Consider the following 20,939-nt stretch of genomic DNA (forward strand, 5'->3'; position numbering starts at 1 on the left):
ATTTAGTTTAAAGGATTTATTAAATATCAAAAACTGAAGCCGGTTCAAGCGTCCACGCTTGAACCTAAGTTGACAGCAAGCGTCCACGCTTGCGATGCTTGTAACGTAAGCGTGGACGCTTACACTAAAATTTCGGCTAAGCGTGGACGCTTAGCCGGGCGACTAATTACCATGAGGCATTTTTACATTCTATTTTTCCTTTTATTGACCGGCTCATTTGCCCACGCCCAAACCGCGCGCAAAACCGAAAGCTTTAACGCCGGCTGGAAATTCTATTTAGGCGATGAGCCGCAGGCTAAAAATGCAGCCTTTAATGATACCAAATGGCGCAGCCTTAACCTGCCGCACGATTGGAGCATTGAAGGCCCCTTTGACGAAAAAAACACAACCGGGCAGGGTGAGGGTGGTTTGCCCGCCGGTATTGGCTGGTACCGCAAAACTTTTACTGTTCCCGCTGCTTCAAAAAACAAGCGTGTATTTATCGATTTTGATGGCATTTACCGCTATAGCGAAGTTTGGCTGAACGGGCATTTGCTGGGCAAACGGCCTAACGGCTATATTTCGTTTGAATATGATCTGACACCCTATCTGAAAATCGGGCAAAAGAATGTGATGGCGGTTCGTGTAGATAATTCGCAGCAGCCTAACTCGCGCTGGTATTCGGGTTCGGGGATTTACAGGAATGTTTGGCTGGTGACTACCAACAAAACTTATATAGCACATTGGGGCACGTTTATTACAACGCCGCAGGTGAGCGCTGATAAAGCTACTATCCGTGTAAAAACTACCATAATGCCTGCTACTGGTCCGCTGAAATTACGGGTGCAGGTTTATAAGGGAGATAAGTTGGTTGCCTCTGATGTTTCTAATGTGCGGAGCGCTGATGATACCACTGTCACTTTTGCTCAGCGCGATATTGTGATTCAAAAGCCCAAATTGTGGTCGGTAGCGCAGCCTGATTTATACCGGGTTAAAGTGCAGGTACTTTCGGCAACACAAGTGTTAGATGATGAAACTATAAACGTGGGTATCCGCACTATCAACTTCGATGCTAATAAGGGTTTTAGTCTGAACGGCGAACGCATGAAGATTAACGGCGTATGTATGCATCACGATCTGGGTGCTTTAGGTGCCGCCGTAAATATCCGCGCTATGGAACGCCAGTTAGAAATACTGAAAGCCATGGGCTGCAATGCCATCCGCACATCGCATAACCCGCCTGCACCTGAATTACTTGATCTGTGCGACAGGATGGGCTTTTTGGTGATGGATGAAGCCTTTGACATGTGGAAGAAAAAGAAAAATAAGTTCGACTACTCGGTGGATTGGGATAAATGGCATGTGCAGGATTTGCAGGATCAGGTACTGCGCGACCGTAATCACCCATCGGTTTTTGTGTGGAGCATTGGTAACGAGATTAGGGAACAGAAAGACAGCACCGGCATAACGATAGGGCGCGAACTGGTGGCTATTGTAAAACAACTGGACAAAACCCGGCCGGTAACCTCGGCATTGAGCGATGCCGATCTGAATAAGAACTTTATCTATCAATCAAACGCGCTTGATCTGGTAGGGCTGAATTATCACACCGAAGTATATGCCGGTTTTCAAAAGAATTATCCCGGCCAAAAGTTTATCGGTACCGAGCAAATGTCGGCATTGGCAAGCCGCGGGTTTTATGATCAGCCAACGGATACTACCCGCTACTGGCCCCAAAGCTTTAAAGAGAAATATACAAAAGGTAACCCCGAAATGGCGGTTACAGCTTATGACAACGTAGCGGCTTATTGGGGATCTACCCATGAAGATACCTGGAAGATCATCAAGAAGCATGATTTCCTTTCGGGCATGTTTGTATGGACCGGCTTCGATTATTTGGGCGAGCCTACGCCTTACCCATGGCCGGCGCGCAGTTCGTACTTCGGTATTGTGGATCTGGCGGGTTTCCCTAAGGATGTATATTACATGTATCAAAGCGAGTGGACCAGCAAGCCTGTGCTGCACCTGCTGCCACATTGGAACTGGGAAGCGGGTAAAACTATTGATGTTTGGGCCTACTATAACAATGCCGACGAGGTGGAATTGTACCTGAACGGCAAAAGTCTGGGCATCAGGAAAAAAACCGGTGACGACCTGCACGTGATGTGGCGGGTAAAATATGAACCTGGTACGCTTAAAGCCATCTCCCGGAAAAACGGTAAAACAGTATTAGTTACCCAACGGGTTACCGCCGGCGCACCTTATCAAATTAAACTAAGCGCCGATAGAAGTAAAATAAAAGCTGATGCTAAAGACCTGTCGTTTATTACGGTAAGCGTTTTAGATCGGCAGGGTAATCCTGTGCCTGTGGCCGACAACCTGATCCGTTTTAATGTAAGCGGTGCAGGTGGGTTAAAAGCGGTAGATAACGGATCGCAAACCAGTTTAACGCCATTTTCGGCAAAGCAATGTAAACTGTTTAGTGGCTTGTGTCTGGCTATTGTGCAGGCTAAGCTAAATGCAGGCAAAATCACCATCAGGGCAACAGGAGAAGGGCTTTTACCTGCCCAATTAACGTTGCAAAGCCTGAAATAACCGTTTGGTTTCATGGTAAAATCGTACAATATCTTGAGAAAGTGATATATTAATTTGCCATGCGCATGGTTTAGCTTTATCCTGTTAAACCAAATCAGCTACCTATTTTATAGTGTTACGGATGAAGCAGCAAAATATCTTCGATTTTATCAATGTTGATGGCTTGTCATTAACGCCAAAATATATTCAGTTGGCTAATTCCATTCAGGACGCGGTGGTTTCCGGCAAGATCAAAAACAACTGGATCCTGCCGTCGCTGCACGAGCTGACCTATCATTTAGAAATATCGAAAGAAACTGCCGACAGGGGGTACAAATACCTGCGCGATCTGGGGGTACTTTCATCGGTTCCCGGCAAGGGGCATTATGTAACCGCCAAAACTATAGAGCAGCCCCGCAAGGTTTTTTTATTGCTGGATAAATTAAGCGCCGGTAAAAAAGCATTCTATGATGTATTTAGCCAGGTGCTGGGCGATAATGTAACCATCGACTTTTACATCTATAACGAAGATTTTGAGCTGTTTAAAAAACTGCTGGACCGTCGCCGCGATGGTTACTCGCATTATGTGATATTGCCGCATTTTAATGATGGCGGCGAACGCGCGCACGAACTGATCAATACCCTGCCTAAGGATAAACTGATTTTACTGGATAGGGCAGTTGAGGGCGTTAGTGGCGCATATGGTTCTGTTTTAGAAAACTTTAAGCGTAATGTATACAAAGCCATGGAAACCGTACTGGAAGATTTAAGCAAGTACGATACCATCAGGATGCTGACATCCCCAAACAGTACGCTATCGCCCGATATGGCTAAGGGGTTTAACCTGTTTTGCCAGCAATATGCCTTTGACCGCAGCATAGAAAATGATGTACACCAATTAAATATTAAGCAAGGCGAAGTATTAATTTGCCTTAATGATGATGACCTGGTGGTGCTGATAGAAAAAATAAGAGAAAAAGGACTGGAAGTAGGTAAGGATGTGGGCATTATATCCTACAATGAAACCCCGCTGAAAAAATATATCCTGAAAGGCATTACCACCATATCAACCGATTTTGAACAGATGGGGATCAAGGCCGCTAAAATGGTGTTAAAGAACCAAATGGAGCAGGTGGAGTTGGATTGCCGTTTAAAAGTCAGGCACTCGTTATAGTACAGCTAAACAGTTCCCTCCCATTGGGAGGGGTGCGGCTGACCGGTGTAGTGGCAGGGAGGGGTTTCGTCATTATGCATTAGAATAAACCCCTCTCTACAGCCTCGCTGTGGGAGGGAATCGCACAATTCCTGCTTGTCGTTTAATCTTTTCCATGATAAAATCCTACAATAGCCGGCAAACATGTTATAAAAAACCACACCTGCCTGCTGTTACATTTGTTATATCGCATTAAACCTGCAATACTTAAATTTAACGGAAATATCCTGTTTATAACGCATGAAAGTTTTACCGGTGCTTGATCTGTCCATTATACTGGTTTACCTTATCGGTATGGTGTTGGTAGGTTTTTGGTTTTCGCGCAAAAATAAAAGCAGCGAGGCCTTCACCAAGGCATCCGGGTTGATACCGGGCTGGGCCATCGGCTTTTCCATTTACGCTACGTTTTTAAGCAGCAATACTTTTTTAGGTGTGCCGGGCAAATCATTCGGCGGTAACTGGAATGCTTTTGTATTTAGTCTGAGCATGCCCCTGGCCGCATGGATAGCGGTAAAATACTTTGTACCCTTTTATCGTAATACCGGCGAAATCTCGGCTTATACCCATCTGGAAAAACGCTTTGGCCCATGGGCGCGCACCTATGCCGTAGTTTGCTTTTTGCTGACGCAATTAGCCCGAATGGGGTCGATATTTTTCGGCATCGCGTTAAGTCTGCAGGCGTTAACGGGCGTATCCATGCGGATGATCATGGTGGTGATGGGCGTATGTATTATCCTGTACACGGTAACCGGCGGCATTAAGGCGGTGATATGGACGGAGGTGGTGCAGGGCATTATCAAAACCCTGGGCGCCATGCTGATCATTTACCTGGTGGTAAGTAATGTACCTGGCGGTTACGCTAAAATTATAGAAATAGGCAAGGCCGACCATAAATTTAGCCTGGGCAGTTTTGCTATCGATTTTAAACAGCCTACTTTTTGGGTGGTGCTGCTCTACGGTTTCTTTATCAACCTGAATAACTTCGGGATGGATCAAAATTATATCCAGCGTTACCATACGGCCAAATCAACCAAACAGGCGGCTAAGTCGGTTTGGTTGTGCGTGTATCTGTATGTGCCGGCTTCATTCCTGTTTTTCGTGATCGGGTCGTGCCTGTATGCCTATTATAGCCAGCACCCCGATCTGGTTTATGCTATAAAGCACCAGGCCGCGGTAGAGCGTTTGCCCATATCGGCCACAGCCACTGAAATAGGCGCGGCTATGGATAAATTAACACCGGCCGATTATGGCGACAAAATTATGCCGCACTTTATGGTCACCCGTATCCCGGCTGGTTTGGTAGGCTTAATCGTTGCCGCCATCTTATCGGCAGCTATGAGTACCATCAGCTCTGGCATGAATTCATCGGCTACGGTTTTTACCGTAGATATTTATAAGCGATATTTTAAACCGCACATCAGCGAAAAGCAGACCATGAGCCTGCTGCATATCATGACAGTGGTATTTGGCTGCGCCGGGATGATAGCCGGGATAGGGATGATAGGTGTGAAGAGTATTTTGGATGTGTGGTGGCAACTGTCGGGCATTTTCGCGGCGGGTATGCTGGGCTTGTTTTTACTGGGGCTGATTAGCCGGCAAACTAAAAATCACGAGGCTATGGTGGCTACCATAATAGGTGTGCTGGTGATACTTTGGTTAACCTTCCCTAATCTGATTCCTGACGATTACGCCGCCCTGCGCAGCACCTTGAATACCAATATGATTATTGTGGTAGGCACCCTCACTATATTTTTAACAGGGTTGCTGTTAACTAAGATAAAACGAAATAATATAACACCATTGGCAACACCAATGACAAATGACTAACAACCGATGACTAAAGAAAAAGGATTTATACCCGTAATGCTGACACCGTTTAAAAACAATGGTGATATTGATTACGATATACTGACCCAGCTGACCGAAATATACCTGAAGGCCGGCGCGGCAGGCTTGTTTGCCAACTGCCTGAGCAGCGAGATGTTTGAACTGGAGGATGACGAAAAATTGCAGGCCATTAAACACATTATTAAAGTAGTTAACGGCGCAGTGCCGGTGGTAGCTACGGGCACCTTTGGCGGGCCGATCACCAAGCAGGCCGATTTTGTAAAACGGGTACATGATACCGGTACGCAGGCCGTAATTATATTAAATAGCCTGCTGGCTACCGAACAGGAAAGTGATGCTGTATTTAACGATAGGGTGTTTGACCTGTTTAAGCAGACAGACAATATCCCCCTGGGGTTTTATGAATGCCCGGTACCTTATAAAAGGTTGTTATCGCCGCAGCAGCTGATTGATTTTGTTGCAACCGGCCGGGTGATCTATCATAAAGATACCTGCCTGGATATTAACATTGTAAAGCAAAAACTGGAAGCCGGTAAAGCTAACCCTGCTTTTGGTTTGTACGATGCTTATATGGCCCACGCTGTCGAAACGCTAAAGGCCGGATCGGCGGGACTATCCTGTATCCAGGGGAACTTTTTTCCAGAATTGATTGTATGGCTATGTAAAAACTATGCCGACGAATCTTTGCAGCATGAAGTAGGCATGGTACAGCAATTTTTGATTGATAATATGGATGTGATGCACAATGTGTACCCCATTATTGCCAAATACTGGTTAACCAAAAGGGGTTTAAATATCAGCACCATTACCCGCCGTAATGTAGGGGTGTTTAGCCCAACAACCCGCAAGCAAATTGAGCATCTGTATGGAGATTATAGCTCGCTGAAAAGTAAGCTGGGGATGCCGAATTATATGTAAGGTATAAAGTTGTGTGCTGAGTTATCAAATCCTGGCGGGGCTTTGAAAGAGTAGTGACGTTTAGGTATCTCCACAAATCAAAAAACAGTTTGTCATCCTGTGAAACGAAGAATCTACCGCCAATGCATTCCCACTCTGCTGACGATAGATTCTTCACTCCGTTCAGAATGACAAAAAAACACGTCATGGTTAGCTTGTTTCAGTATCCCACAAGTAAGGTTTACTCGCGATTGGTTAACCTGCATATGGGATCCCGAAATAAATTCGGGATGACCATCAATATTTAATTACTCGCCACCGGATTCCCCTGCAGATATTTTCGTTTATACTCCAGCGGGGTCATATCGGTTACTTTTTTAAAGTGGCGGTAAAAGTTTGATACATTATTAAAGCCGCACTCAAAACAAAGCACTTCCGTGGGCAGTTTATCCTCAATTAAAAAGCGGCAGGCATGGCTAATACGGATCTCGGTCAGGAAATCAGAATACGTTTTTTTGGTCATTAATTTAAAATACCGGCAAAAGCTGGTTACACTAAGGTTGCCAATGGCGGCAATTTCCTGCAGGCCAATTTCCTTTTTATAGTTTGCCAGCGTATACGAGCAAACTTTGTTTAACCGTATCGTATCCGATTCGTTCGATTGGTGAAATTCGTTATGGGCTAATGTAATGTTTTCATAATCTTCGTTCTCGGCCAGCACCTTTAGTATGGATAACAGCACAATAATACGGTCCAGATTAGTAGCATCTACCGCCTGGCGCATCAGCGCGGTTAATTTGTTGCGGGCCTCGCCGTTTACTATTATTCCGCTTTTAGCTTTTTCAAATAATTTAGGTAAAAGGTAGGCCTCGGGCAAATTAAGCATATAGCGGCCCAGGCAATCGGGCAAAAAATGAATAACGATCACTTCCACATTCAGGCCCGAATCCTGCTGAAAATACTCTTCTTTACAGCGCCAGCAATGCGGCAGGTTCTCGCCCAGCAGCAACACTTCGCCCGACGAAAAATTGCTGATATTATCACCAATAAAACGGACACCTTCACCCTTAATTACGTAGTGTAATTCCAGTTCGGGGTGATAATGCCATATACCCCTAAAGGTTGGTAAAATATCATGCCTTATGCTAAAGGAGTTTTGCGGCTTTACCGCAACTTTAAGAAAATGAGGTTTCATTCTAAAAAAATCACTTAGTCAATAATCAAAAACAGATGTGTTTGAGACGCTGATTAGGTTATGATTTTTAAAATTAGGAAATTTTAAACAATTAGCAGGTAATTATTGAGCAAAAAAATATTTGCAGCCAATTAATGCCTGTCCGGGTTTCCTTATGATAACATCGTACAATAAATTGATAAATACAGGTAGTAATAGCTATACCTAATAATTGATATTTGTTAAAGCAAGCCCATTTTATACCTATGCGGCTGAAGCTGAAATATAAACCATAGTAATTAATTATACATTTTGTTTAAAGTAGGGTTGTGATAAACCTTTGGTCTCCTTATTAATTGTTATAACTACAATTATTGTATTGCCAACATTACTGGCGGATACAAAAAGGGATTCGAATAACTTAATCATCAACCAGCTTTTTTGCTAATAACGCAATAATTGAGTCCTGATAATGGCTGAAAATTTGAAAGAAGTTTTATTAGTTGCAAGTGGCGACCTCCGTTTGGCAGCCAACCAGATCTGCTGGCCCGAACAGCAGAAGGTGGAAGCATTGCTGGTTGCCGCCATAGAAAAACTGGGATGGAAAGCCACGCGCGCGCATCAGTATGATCCTGTTAAGAAACACGGATTAATCGATTCGCAAAAAATGGGGATGGAGGTTTTCCGTACTATTGATAACACTAAGCCATTAATAGTTGTTGAAAGCCTGTGGCAATACACCCACCACGTATTAGCCGGATTAACCACCCACCAGGGGCCCATATTAACCTTAGCTAACTGGAGCGGCACAGCCCCCGGTTTGGTAGGGATGCTTAACATTAACGGATCGCTGGCTAAAGCGGGTGTTAAATTCAGCACCTTATGGAGCGAAAATTTTGATGATGAATATTTCCTGCAAGGCATTAAGCAATGGCTGCAAACCGGCAACCTGGAGCATGATGAAAGCCATATCCGCCATTTTGAAACGGGAGCTATTCCTGAAGCGGATGCTGCAATAGGGAATGGTTTTGCTAAAAAATTCAAAAAGGATAAAGCCATAATGGGCGTGTTTGACGAAGGCTGTATGGGTATGTATAATGCCATTGTGCCCGATGAACTATTGCACCCAACCGGTTTGTTTAAGGAAAGATTGAGCCAATCGTCGCTTTATGCGGCTATGCAATTGGTTACCGACGCCGAAGCCCGCAAAGTTTTAGACTGGCTGCTGCAAAAAGGCATGCAGTTTAAATGGGGGAGCGACGGCGCAACCGAACTGACCGAAGGCCAAAGCCTGGAACAGTGTAAAATGTATATAGCCGCCGTGCGCATGGCCGATGAATTTGGCTGCGCCACTATAGGCATACAATATCAGCAAGGATTAAAAGACCTGACTGTAGCCAGCGATTTGGTGGAAGGATTACTAAATAACCAGGACCGCCCGCCGGCTTATAGCACCGACGGCCGCGAACTGTACGCAGGCGAAGCCTTACCGCATTTTAACGAGGTAGACGAGTGCGCCGGTATTGACGCCCTGCTTACTTATAACTTATGGAAACAACTGGGCCTGCCCGGCGAAAATACCCTGCACGATTTGCGCTGGGGCGAACATTTTAAAGGTGATGGGATAGATGATTTTGTGTGGGTTTTCCTGATATCGGGGGCTGTGCCGCCGGCCCATTTTGTGGGTGGCTATAAAGGTGCCAGCAGCGAAAGGCAGCCTGCTATGTATTTCCGTTTAGGCGGCGGTAGTTTAAAAGGGATCAGCAAGCCTGGCCATATTGTTTGGAGCCGCGTGTATGTAATGGGGGGCCAGCTGCATTGCGATATCGGTGTAGGCGAAAGTGTATTACTGCCCGAAGCCGAAACCAAGCGCCGCTGGGAAGCTACTACACCGGTTTGGCCCATTATGAATGCCGTATTAAAAGGCGTAAGCCGTAACCAAATGATGGGGCGCCATAAGGCTAACCACATCCACGTGGTTTATACGCCCGACGAGGCTACAGCACATCAGGCCTGCCGCATAAAGGCAGCAGCACTTAATGGTTTAGGGATAGCCGTACATTTTTGCGGCGATGTTAATTTGAATTGATTAGAGATGAAGATGATGACTAAGCATAATTTAATACTGATACTGTTCCTGTTTTTTGGAGCGGTAGTGAACGCGCAAACACAAACCCAGGCCGAAAAGGATAATTATACCAAAGTGATCACCGAACGTTCGGCTAAATATTTGGTTAACATCGGGATCACCGATACGCTGTCGCCAAAATTCAAAAAGGCGCAGGCTGTGTTGGTTGATCAGTACCGCGCTTTGGGTACCATACATGATACCCGTAATGCCCGGGTAAAAGAAATAAAAGCCGCCGCAGCCGAAGATAAGGCCGCTGCAAACTTAAAAATTGCCGCTACCGATAGTATCATGAATAGCCAGCTAACAGCACAGCATAACCTTTTCCTAAGTAAACTGGGTAAGGTTTTAAGTCCCGAACAGGTAGAAGCCATAAAGGATGAAATGACCTATAAAAAACTGGCCGTTACCTACAACGCTTATTTGGATGAATTGCCCCAGCTAACTGATGTGCAAAAAGCGCAGATAAAAACCTGGCTGGTGGAAGCACGCGAGAAAGCGATAGATGGTGGGTCATCGGATGAAAAGACGGCCATATTTGGCAAATACAAAGGCCGTATCAACAACTATTTATCGGCACAGGGATACGATATGAAACAGGCCGGCATTGAATGGCAAAAACGGATAAAAGAAAGGTCGGCGCCAAAGAGTAATTAATAAACAACAGGCTATTTAATGACCACCGTGAGAAGTATGAATTAAAGAATACGCAGGCCTTAATATAACAGCAAACCAATAATAATTAATCCAATATGAAACTAAATCTAATTAACTTATGAGAAAAATTTTCCTCTTTCTTTCAGTACTGCTCATGTTTAGCAGTGTACTAAAAGCCCAGACACGAACCATAACAGGTGTTGTGACTGGTGATAAAGGCGAGACGCTTCCTGGCGTTACTATTAAAGTAAAGGGAAGCACTGCAGGCACACAAACCGATATTGATGGTAAATACAGCCTTAAGGTTACCAGCCTGCAAAATGTAACAATAGGTGTAACCTACATTGGTTATAATTACCAGGAAAAAACGCTTAAAGTTGGCGAAATGAACGCCGATTTTAAATTGACAGTTTCTACCAGTGATTTAAGCGAGGTAGTGGTGACCGGTTATGGCGAGCAGAAAAAATCTACCCTTACCGGTGCTATCTCTGTTGTTGATTTGAAAAAGGTTGAGGACATTCCTAACCTTAACCTTACAGCATTGCTTAGAGGTACGGTACCGGGATTAAGCGTTTCGGGGGGCACAGCCCGTCCGGGGCAGGGAACAACCGTTACCATACGTAATCCGGTTGCTTTTGCTAAAGACGGTGGACAAGGGACCAACCCTTTGTTTATTATTGATGATGTAATTCGCACGCAAAACGATTTTGACCTTTTGGATGTAAGCCAGGTTGAAAGCGTATCGGTATTAAAAGATGCCGAAGCATCAATTTATGGTGTGCAGGGTGCAAATGGTGTGGTAATTGTGCGTACCAAAAAAGGTAAAATGGGTGCACCTAAAGTTAGTTTAAGCACATCATTAGGTGCGGCGGATGCTACCATGATACCTAAAATGCTTAACTCAACCCAATTGGCTACGTTTAATAACGATTACTCGCAAACAAGCGTATATCAGCAAACTGTACCGGGCGTACCTGTAAACAATTATTATAACGCCGATGGTTTCCTTGTAAACGGAACAACAGGTACTGTAGGTACAACCCGGTTAGCCAGTTGGTATACCCCGGATGAATTTGACTATTTTGCTAATCACAGCCACAATTGGCTTGACGAGGCTTTTAAAACTTCGTTCGTAGAGCGTGCCGCGGTAACCATTGCTGGCGGTGGCGAAAAAACCACCTATTTTTTCGGCGGCGATTATGTTAACCAAAACTCTAACTTTAAAGGGATCAACTCTTACAAATATGGGGTAAGAGCTAATGTGGAAACTAAACCTGTTAAAGGTTTAACCATCAATTTATCAGTAACCAATGATGTTTCTTATTCAAAAAGTTACTTCTATAAAATCAACAGCACACAGGAAAGTTTAGATAATGATGCCGGTACATTGCTAAATATGCAACCATGGCAGGAATACTTTATTAATGGCAATCCGGTGTTATTGGGCTCCAGTACTTCTGGTGGTTATGATAATATTAACTATTTCCTGATCCAAAATTCAGATAACTATACCAAAAATAACAGTTATATCATGAATATACTGGGTAAGGTAAGTTACGAGTTTCCGATAAAAGGCTTAACAGCTACCGTTACGCTGAACAAAAACACCAATAGTACAAACGGTAAACAATATGGCACGACTTTCAATTACTATAAATACTCGGGTTTGGGTACAAACTCCCACATTCCGGGCGGTACTTTGTTAAGTGTAAATCCTATAAAAAATGGCGACCGTATCCGTTTAAACCCAAGTTTCGCTAATACTTATCAATTAGATGCCGGTTTAAATTACAACCGCACTTTTGGTAAGCATACCATTAGCCTGTTAAGTTTATTTGAGCAGCGCGAGCAAACTACCGAAGGCGTAGCTGCTATGGTTGAAGGTGTAATAACAGGCGGTTTAGATTATCAAACCTTTGCTGTTGGTGCGCAAACCTCAACACAGTCGGGCCAGTTAAGCGATTTTGGTTTCCAGTCGGTTATCAACCGTTTAAATTACTCGTATGATAATAAATATTTACTACAATTGGTTTACCGCGCCGATGGTAGCTCAAGGTTCCCGCCCGGAAAACAATGGGGTGGTTTCCCCGCTGCATCAGTGGGCTGGGTAGCTTCAGAAGAGTCCTTTATCAAAAAGAGTTTACCATGGATGGAATTCCTGAAATTCAGGGCATCTATTGGTTTAACCGGTACCGATAATACCAAAGCCTATCAATTTGCAACATCATATAACCTGGGTACAGGCAGCAGTGGTGGTGCCGTATTTAATGAGGGCGAAAGAAGTGTTGCTATCAGGCCAAACGTTGCCATTTCAAACGCTAACGTTACCTGGGACCATATCCTGAAAACCAACTATGGTGTTGATATGCAGTTCCTGAAAGGCCGTCTATCTGTTTCCGGCGATTATTTCTGGAGCCATGGTTATGATATGCTAACCGGTCTGCAATCATCTGTTCCGGTAACTATCGGCTTTTCAAACGTTCCTACCGAAAACTATGCTTCGGTAAATATGTTCGGGTATGAAATTAGCGCCGGCTGGAGAGATCATATCGGCAGCAAATTCACTTATAGCTTTTCACCATTTTTTGCATGGAGCGATAACAAAAACTTAAAGATTGACGTATCTCCGGGTAACATCGGAACCCTCGAAGATTTAACCGGGCAATCAAGCGATAGGGGGAATTTTGGTTATAAATCATTAGGTATTATTCGTACCCAAGCTGAAGCTGATGCAATTATCGCTTCAAGGGCGGCTGCTGCGGGCGGTGCTGCTAACGTTAAAATATTTGGGCAGGCCTTACAACCAGGTATGATCAATTATGAAGATGTTAATGGCGATGGTGTAATTACCACTGATACCAAGGATAAACAATATATCACCAAAAGGCAAAACAACCACAATAGTTTAGGCTTAAACTGGAGTGTAGGTTATGCCGGTTTAAATCTTAATGTAGTTATGGGCATGTCGTGGGGTGGCTGGGCGCAAATTGATGGTTTAAAACCATTCCAGCAATCAAGTTCAGGTGCTTCTATACAGGATAACAGACCCGTATATTGGGCCGACCACTGGACACCAAGCAATACCAATGCAAGGTTCCCTGCGCCATACTTCCAGGCTAATTACCAGGTTACTACTGATTTTTGGTTAGTACCGGCAACCACATTAAATGTAAGCAGTGTTAATTTAAGTTATTCTATCCCTTCAAAAATCATGAACCGGATAGGTATAGCCAGCGCCCGCTTCTTTGTTGTGGCAACAAACCCAATACAGTTTATTAACCCATATCCGGATGGTTACCGCGATTTCCAGACGAAGTTATACGAATACCCAAGTCTGAGGACGGTATCTTTAGGTTTAAATGTTGGATTTTAAAAAATGATGATCATGAAAAAGATATATATTCTTCTAACAGCAGCTTGTGCCGCGTCACTGATGTTTAGCAGTTGCAAAAAAGTGTTGGAAAAGCAAGATATTTCAAGCTTCTCGGCAGACCAGGTGTATAGCGATTCGCTCACAGCTAAATTGGCGGTCGACTATATTTACAGCCAAAATCAACCAAGCTGGTTCGGCAATTCGGGTGGTTCTTTGGGCGGTACGCTTAGTTCTTTAACAGATGAGCAGTATAGCGATAACGTGTATGTAAAAGGAACCGCTACAATAGAAAATGTTACCGATATCGGCACAGCTAACAGTACCTCCAATGCTTATGGTAAATTGCGTACCATTAATATGTTTATCAGGGATGTTAATGCTGGTACCATGGCTCCTGATGTTAAAAAAAGGTTTTTAGCACAAGCATATTTTTGGCGGGCATACCGGTATTTTGAGTTGGTTAAATTATATGGTGGCGTACCATTGGTAGTAACCCCGCTTGATGAAGTTGGGCCCGATGCTAAAGCCGCCGCACTTTTACCACGTAATACAACAACCGAAACATTTGCATTGATAAATAGTGATTTGGATAGCTGTATTAAATACCTGCCCGGCAAATGGCCAAACAGTTTAGATTATGGCCGTATCACATCAGGTGCTGCAGCTGCATTTAAAGGGCGTGTATTGGTAACTTACGCCAGTCCGCAGTTTAATCCAACAAATATAGCCGCAAGGTGGCAAGCCGCTTATGATGTTAATACGCAAGCTATCACATTGCTTACAGCTAATGGTTTTGGTTTATTTGCCAAGTGGGATTATACCATGTGGGCTACCGAAAAAAATTCGGAATCGGTTTTAGTTACCGAGTATAATACATCATCAACAGACAACGGGGCGAATAATAATACTTACCCTAACGCTACCATCCCTAAAACGGCCGGTGGTAATGGTACCTCTAATCAGCCAACATGGGATCTGGCCCGCGCATTCCTGATGAAGGATGGCAAGGATACGCTTACATCTAAGTATACCTACACCGCCCAAACATTTTACAAAAACCGCGACCCGCGCTTTGATCAAACTATTGCTTATAATGGTGCTGCCTGGTCGGTATTAAGTAACCCAAGTTTCAGGTTGTGGACCTATTATTATTATAAAACCGCCACTACAACGCAATCAACAGAAGCTACCGCAAGTACAACAGGCTTATACTTGCGTAAAGCTATTGATCCATCGTTTACATTGGCCAATATATTAACTGCCGGTACCGACTGGATCGAGATCCGTTATGCCGAGGTATTGCTTAACCAGGCCGAAGCCGCTGCCGAATTAGGTCGCATTGGTACAACCCAGGAAGCTTATGCAAACGTGATAGCAGTTAGAAAAAGAGCAGGTATTGAAGCCGGTACAGATAACCTTTATGGTTTAACAGCCGGGATGACCAGCGCCCAATTAGTAAATGCTATTATGAAGGAAAGGCAAGTTGAATTTGCTTTTGAAGGCAAACGTTTTTGGGATTTAAGAAGAAGGAAATTGCTGGAAAGTACCTTAAACGGTAAAAGAAGGATGGGCGTAGTAATCACTTTAAATAATACATCTACCGGTACCGATTATATCTTAACCACGCGCGATGCATCGGCAGCAACATCGTTAGATGCCATGTATACTTCAAACTTTGTGGTTAAAACCAAAAGTGTTGACACCTACAATATAGCCTATCAACCGGGTGTTTATTTCTTTGGTATACCAACCGCGGCAATAAATAATAACCCTAATTTAAAGCAAAACAATACCTGGGGCGGTACATTTGATCCGTTGCAGTAATTTAAAAAAATAACATTAATTTAAAATGGGGAAGCATAACAGCTTCCCCATTTTTTTTGAATTTTGATGAATCAGTTTTTGTATTATTTTAACACTAAATAAAATATTAAAGCGTTTAATTAAAGTGAAAATAATACCTGTTAAACCTGATATTTGCCTTTGTTTTAACCTGTTTTGTAACATCCGTGCGACAAAATGCCCGGTCGAAGGACGTAAAATCCAATAGGATAATATCCTATAAAAGCTTGCCAACATTCTATATTAAACAGCAGGCTATAGCTTGCATATTTGAATAAGGATAATTTTAAACCAAATTAATACCTAAAGGCCCCTGAAATTTATTGCGAAGCATTTTAAGATGTTTGTAAACATATTTATGCCGTAATAATTTAAAAAGCCCGATCTTACCAAATACGTTTTGGTATACTAATTAAAACGATCTAAAAATGAAAAAAAGAGTTTTTCTGCTATCGGTATGTGCTGTTGCTTTGTTTGTTAAACCTGTATTAGCGCAATACCCCGATGTCCCTAAAAAGGTACAGGAAGAAAGCGCTGCATTAATGAAAGCGGCGCAAGCCCATTCAGATTCGGCCTGGGCGGTAGCCTTGCCAATTATACAAGCCGACCAGCGCAAAGGTAAGGTATATGTGCCATGGGCCGGCCGGCCAACCGATCTGCCGCAGGCATCAATCCCGGCATTTCCGGGTGCCGAGGGCGGCGGTAAATTTACACCTGGCGGCCGCGGCGGTAAAGTATATGTGGTAACTACGCTGGCCGATAGCGGCCCCGGTAGTTTACGCTGGGCCTGCGAGCAGGGCGGCGCGCGCATTATCGTATTTAACGTAGCCGGTATCATCCGCATTAAAACTCCCATTATTGTTAGGGCACCATATATTACCATTGAAGGCCAGACTGCTCCCGGCGATGGCGTTTGCGTAGCGGGCGAATCTTTTTGGGTAAACACGCATGATGTTATTATCCGCTACATGCGTTTCCGCCGCGGCGAAACCAATGTTGGCCGCAGGGATGATGCTTTAGGTGGCAACCCGGTAGGTAATATCATAGCCGACCACGTTTCGGCAAGCTGGGGACTGGATGAGAACTTCTCCATGTACCGCCACATGTACGACCCGATGGATGGTTCGAAAGAAGAGAAACACGGTACGGTTAATATCACTATCCAAAACTGTATCTATTCAGAGGCGCTGGATTACTGGAACCACTCGTTCGGCAGCACAACAGGTGGCGAGAACAGCTTGCTTGTACGTAACCTTTGGGCTGATAACACTGGCCGCAACCCGTCAGTGGGCTGGAATGGCGTTTACAACTTTGTAAACAATGTGGTGTTTAACTGGCACCACCGATCAATGGATGGCGGCGATTATACCACCAACTATAACATAATTAATAACTACTTTAAACCAGGCCCGGTAACCCCTAAAAACGAGCCCGTGGGCCACCGGATCCTTAAACCCGAATCGGGCCGCAGTAAGCTGAAGGAAAAATATTTTGGTCGCGTATACGCCGTAGGTAATATTATGGAAGGTTTCCCTGAAGTAACTAAAGACCCATGGAATGGCGGGATACAGGTAGAAGGCGAAGGCGGTAAAGAATTGCCTGATGCTGGCCAGTATAAGGATTATATGAAATCGGACGTGCCTTTCCCTATGCCACCGGTTACTATCCTTTCGGCTACTGATGCTTTAAAATTTGTGATCACCAATGCGGGGGCCACACTGCCTGTGCGCGATGCTGTTGATAAACGGATCACCGAGCAGGTACGTACCGGTAAGATCACTTACAAGGAGATGAATACCGATACTGCCTTCCAGTTTAAGATCCGTAAACTACCTAAAGATTCCTATAAACTCGGTATCATCACTGCCCCATGGCAGGTAGGCGGTTACCCGGATTATAAAGGCGCGCCCTACAAAGATTCGGATAACGACGGTTTGCCTGATGAATGGGAACTGGCCCACGGCCTGAACCCTAAAAATAGCAATGACTCGGCGCTACCGGCTAAAAACGGCGGCGGTTATAGCAATATTGAAGTATACCTGAATACGGTGGCCGAGAAAGGCGAAAAGAAAATTTAGTAACGCTAATACACAAAATGAGCGGTATTCAATATAAAAGTCTTCATATTTTAGTTTGGTTTATAATGGGGTGTGTGCTTTGGCACACGCCCTTAATTGCTCAAAAAAAAGCGGTTAAACCACCCTCGCCTGTAGTTGCCGAAAAAGGCGGCAAGCTAAGCTACAATCCGGCGCCCAACGGCGACCGCATACCCGATTTTTCGTACGCGGGTTATATGGCATCAGAAAAGCCTATTCCCGATGTTCCTGTTAAAGTAACAGTTCCGGTAAAGCCGGGTGACGCTACCCTGCGTATACAAGCAGCCCTGGATTATGTGGCAGTATTGCCTGCCGATAAAGACGGCATACGCGGAGCGGTTTTGTTAGATAAAGGCACATATCAGGTAAATGGCAGTTTAAAGATCAATGCTTCGGGTGTTATCCTGAGGGGTAGCGGTATGGGCAATAATGGCACAGTGTTATTAGCGGCCGGTACAGACAGGGAGACTTTTATTAAGATGATCGGTAAGAACGATCGCCGCAAGGATAAAGAAATTAAGATAACCGATGCCTATGTACCGGTGAACGCTTTTACATTTCACGTAGCATCTGCCGGTGATTTAAAGGCCGGTGATCTGATTGTTGTGCGCCGCCCTTGCACTACTGCCTGGATCAGCAAATTAGGTACGCAAACCTTTGGCGGCGGCCTTAGCTCTTTAGGCTGGCGACCGGGTGATGAAGATATTTATTGGGACAGAAAAATTAAAGCTATAGATGGTAATACCATTACTGTCGATGCACCCTTAACCACCGCATTAGATACCACATACGGCGGCGGCACTATTGCTAAATACCAATGGCCGGGCCGCATCAATCAAACCGGTATCGAAAACCTTTGCCTGCGTTCGGCTTATGATGTAAACAATCCAAAAGATGAAGCACACCGCTGGATGGCTATCACAATAGAAAATGTGAGCGATGCCTGGGTACGGCAGGTAACGTTTGAGCATTTTGCAGGCTCGGCCGTATATGTGCTGGAAACAGCCAACCGCGTTACCGTGCAGGATTGCAAATCCCTGGCTCCCGTATCCGAAATTGGCGGCTACCGCCGTAATATCTTCTGGACAATGGGCGGGCAAACGTTGTTTCAACGATTATATTCAGAAAATGGTTATCACGATTTTGGGACGGGTAATTGTACCCCGGGTCCGACTGCTTTTGTACAATGCATGGGCTGGCAATCCTTAAGTTTTAGTGGTGGTTTGGATAGCTGGGCATCGGGACTTTTGTTTGATGTGACCAGTATCGACGGGCAATCGCTAAGCTACAAAAACCGCGAACAGGATGGGCAGGGCGCCGGCTGGAATGCGGCCAACAGCTTGTTTTGGAATTGCACCGCCGCGCGTGTAGATAATTATAACCCGCCGACCGCCCAAAACTGGGCCTTTGGTACCTGGGCGCAATTTGGCGGCGATGGTTATTGGGAAGAATCGAACAGTACAATTAATCCCCGGAGTTTTTTTTACGCGCAACTGGCTAACCGCTTAAATAAAGATGTAAGTAAACAGGCCGACCTGTTACTGATCATGACCGAGCCATCCAGCAGTCCAACACCCGAACAGGCCGCGGCACTGTTGGCCGAAGCCCGTAAACCTGCTACAACCATAGCCGACTGGATAGATGGCGCCCCAAAACGTAACCCCATCAGCACCTCGGCATCCGGCGCAAAAAGTATTGATGTGATAGGTTTTAAAATGGCTAATCCCCCGGCCTTAGCGCCCAAAATGGATGTAAGTAATGGCTGGCTGGTACGGGGAAATACGTTATTGCAAGGCATGCACTTTGAAGCCCCGTGGTGGAACGGAAACGTGAAGCCCGGTTATTTAGAAAAAACAGCCAAACCGCAGATCAGTCGCTGGGTACCGGGCCGTACAGGTACGGGTTTAACCGACGATATTAATGAGGTAAGCGACTGGATGCTGCAAAATCACATTACCGTGTTTGAACACAACTACGGCCTTTGGTACGAACGCCGCCGCGATGACCACGAACGTATCCGCCGTGCGGATGGTGATGTATGGGCGCCGTTTTACGAATTGCCTTTTGCCCGCAGCGGCCGTGAAAAAGACCTGGCTTTTGACGGGTTAAGCAAATACGACCTGACCAAATACAACACCTGGTACTGGAACCGCCTGACGCAGTTTGCCGACTTGGCCGACCAAAAAGGCCTGGTGCTGTTTCATCAGAATTTCTTTCAGCATAATATTATAGAGGCCGGCGCGCATTATACCGATTTCCCTTGGCGCACAGCTAACAACATAAACAGTACGGGCTTCCCCGAGCCGGTGAACTACGCGGGCGATAAGCGCCAGTTTATGGCCGAGCAGTTTTACGATGTAACTAACCCTACAAGGAAGAAATTGCTGACCGCATACATTAATAAATGCATGGATAACTTTGCCGATAACAACGGCGTTATCCAGTCTACCAGTGCCGAGTTTACCGGTCCCCTGCACTTTATGCAGTTTTGGGTAGATGCGGTAAAGCAGTGGGAAACCATCCATAAAAAGAAACAGATCATCGCGTTAAGCGCAACCAAAGATGTGCAGGATGCCATACTGGCCGACCCGGCAAGGGCAGCGGTAATTGATGCCATTGATATCCGCTATTGGTATTACGAAGGTAACGGTAAACTATTTGCCCCGGCCGGCGGCCAAAGCCTTGCGCCGCGCCAGCAAGAGCGCGTTTATAAACCCAAAGCGGTATCGTTCGAATCGGTTTACCAGGCGGTGAACGAGTATCGTACCAAGTATCCTGATAAGGCCGTATTGTTTTCGGCTGATGGGTTTGATCATTTTGGTTGGGCCGTGTTTATAGCCGGTGGTTCGTTACCGGTATTGCCGGCTACTACCGATGCCAAATTCTTGGCTGATGCCACTACGATGAAACCTATTAAACTGGCAGGTAATCCTACCGGGCAATGGGCATTGGGCGGGGCTAAAGGATATATCGTTTATAATAATACTGATAATGCCATCCGTTTGGACCTGGCAGCAAATACCAATTATAAAGTACAATGGATAGATCCTAAAACAGGCGCTGAAATCCCCGGTCAGCAGCAGGTAAAAGGTGGTAACGGCGTGGAAATAAAAGCTCCCCGAACCGGCGCAAATATCCTTTGGTTAACACGTATCTAA

Annotated in this window: 11 protein-coding genes; 10 read left to right on the forward strand and 1 reads right to left on the reverse strand. The window is 44.9% G+C overall.

Translation table 11 applies throughout. From position 1 onward, the window contains the following. Window positions 1–171: 171 nt before the first annotated feature. The 4 genes from galB (at window position 172) to AC07M6_RS14315 (ending at window position 6,532) form a co-directional block, all read left to right on the forward strand. Window positions 172–2,574 (forward strand): beta-galactosidase GalB, encoded by a 2,403-nt coding sequence (galB, locus tag AC07M6_RS14300; RefSeq protein ID WP_494890493.1) that lies wholly within the window; start codon window positions 172–174, stop codon window positions 2,572–2,574. Window positions 2,575–2,695: 121 nt separating this feature from the next. Beyond that, the gene (locus AC07M6_RS14305) at window positions 2,696–3,727 is read left to right on the forward strand and encodes a GntR family transcriptional regulator (RefSeq protein WP_494890494.1); all 1,032 of its coding nucleotides are present in this window, start codon (window positions 2,696–2,698) and stop codon (window positions 3,725–3,727) included. Between the two features lie 279 nt (window positions 3,728–4,006). Further along, window positions 4,007–5,593 carry a sodium:solute symporter family protein gene (locus AC07M6_RS14310; protein WP_494890495.1) on the forward strand — a complete coding sequence of 529 codons (1,587 nt, stop codon included), beginning with the start codon at window positions 4,007–4,009 and terminating at the stop codon, window positions 5,591–5,593. 6 nt (window positions 5,594–5,599) lie between these two features. Then, the gene (locus AC07M6_RS14315; protein ID WP_494890497.1) at window positions 5,600–6,532 is read left to right on the forward strand and encodes a dihydrodipicolinate synthase family protein; all 933 of its coding nucleotides are present in this window, start codon (window positions 5,600–5,602) and stop codon (window positions 6,530–6,532) included. A gap of 283 nt (window positions 6,533–6,815) precedes the next feature. On the opposite strand, the gene AC07M6_RS14320 is transcribed toward AC07M6_RS14315, so the two are convergent. After that, complete coding sequence (locus AC07M6_RS14320) at window positions 6,816–7,706, reverse strand: AraC family transcriptional regulator (RefSeq protein WP_494890498.1); 891 nt, start codon at window positions 7,704–7,706, stop codon at window positions 6,816–6,818. A 451-nt stretch (window positions 7,707–8,157) separates the two neighbouring features. Between AC07M6_RS14320 and AC07M6_RS14325 the strand changes: the two genes are divergently transcribed. From AC07M6_RS14325 to AC07M6_RS14350, 6 genes are all read left to right on the forward strand, one after another. Beyond that, window positions 8,158–9,774: a fucose isomerase gene (locus AC07M6_RS14325; protein ID WP_494890499.1), complete on the forward strand. Its 1,617-nt coding sequence runs from the start codon at window positions 8,158–8,160 to the stop codon at window positions 9,772–9,774. A gap of 6 nt (window positions 9,775–9,780) precedes the next feature. Then, the gene (locus AC07M6_RS14330; RefSeq protein WP_494890501.1) at window positions 9,781–10,470 is read left to right on the forward strand and encodes a DUF3826 domain-containing protein; all 690 of its coding nucleotides are present in this window, start codon (window positions 9,781–9,783) and stop codon (window positions 10,468–10,470) included. A gap of 118 nt (window positions 10,471–10,588) precedes the next feature. After that, window positions 10,589–13,843: a SusC/RagA family TonB-linked outer membrane protein gene (locus tag AC07M6_RS14335; RefSeq protein WP_494890503.1), complete on the forward strand. Its 3,255-nt coding sequence runs from the start codon at window positions 10,589–10,591 to the stop codon at window positions 13,841–13,843. Between the two features lie 12 nt (window positions 13,844–13,855). Continuing rightward, on the forward strand, window positions 13,856–15,667 hold the full coding sequence (locus AC07M6_RS14340) for a RagB/SusD family nutrient uptake outer membrane protein (protein WP_494890505.1): 1,812 nt from the start codon (window positions 13,856–13,858) through the stop codon (window positions 15,665–15,667). Between the two features lie 446 nt (window positions 15,668–16,113). Next, on the forward strand, window positions 16,114–17,763 hold the full coding sequence (locus AC07M6_RS14345) for a polysaccharide lyase (protein WP_494890507.1): 1,650 nt from the start codon (window positions 16,114–16,116) through the stop codon (window positions 17,761–17,763). Window positions 17,764–17,780: 17 nt separating this feature from the next. Next, window positions 17,781–20,939, forward strand: coding sequence for a DUF6298 domain-containing protein (locus tag AC07M6_RS14350; RefSeq protein ID WP_494890509.1), 3,159 nt, complete (start codon window positions 17,781–17,783; stop codon window positions 20,937–20,939).

Source organism: Mucilaginibacter sp. GW821-FHT07H05, assembly GCF_059418485.1.

Excerpts from the sequence above, each read along its gene's own strand:
- AC07M6_RS14320 (WP_494890498.1), bottom strand. The coding sequence starts at position 7,706 with ATGAAACCTCATTTTCTTAAAGTTGCGGTAAAGCCGCAAAACTCCTTT.
- AC07M6_RS14330 (WP_494890501.1), top strand. The coding sequence starts at position 9,781 with ATGAAGATGATGACTAAGCATAATTTAATACTGATACTGTTCCTGTTT.
- AC07M6_RS14340 (WP_494890505.1), top strand. The coding sequence starts at position 13,856 with ATGAAAAAGATATATATTCTTCTAACAGCAGCTTGTGCCGCGTCACTG.
- AC07M6_RS14350 (WP_494890509.1), top strand. The coding sequence starts at position 17,781 with ATGAGCGGTATTCAATATAAAAGTCTTCATATTTTAGTTTGGTTTATA.
- AC07M6_RS14325 (WP_494890499.1), top strand. The coding sequence starts at position 8,158 with ATGGCTGAAAATTTGAAAGAAGTTTTATTAGTTGCAAGTGGCGACCTC.
- AC07M6_RS14305 (WP_494890494.1), top strand. The coding sequence starts at position 2,696 with ATGAAGCAGCAAAATATCTTCGATTTTATCAATGTTGATGGCTTGTCA.
- galB (WP_494890493.1), top strand. The coding sequence starts at position 172 with ATGAGGCATTTTTACATTCTATTTTTCCTTTTATTGACCGGCTCATTT.
- AC07M6_RS14315 (WP_494890497.1), top strand. The coding sequence starts at position 5,600 with ATGACTAAAGAAAAAGGATTTATACCCGTAATGCTGACACCGTTTAAA.
- AC07M6_RS14345 (WP_494890507.1), top strand. The coding sequence starts at position 16,114 with ATGAAAAAAAGAGTTTTTCTGCTATCGGTATGTGCTGTTGCTTTGTTT.
- AC07M6_RS14335 (WP_494890503.1), top strand. The coding sequence starts at position 10,589 with ATGAGAAAAATTTTCCTCTTTCTTTCAGTACTGCTCATGTTTAGCAGT.
- AC07M6_RS14310 (WP_494890495.1), top strand. The coding sequence starts at position 4,007 with ATGAAAGTTTTACCGGTGCTTGATCTGTCCATTATACTGGTTTACCTT.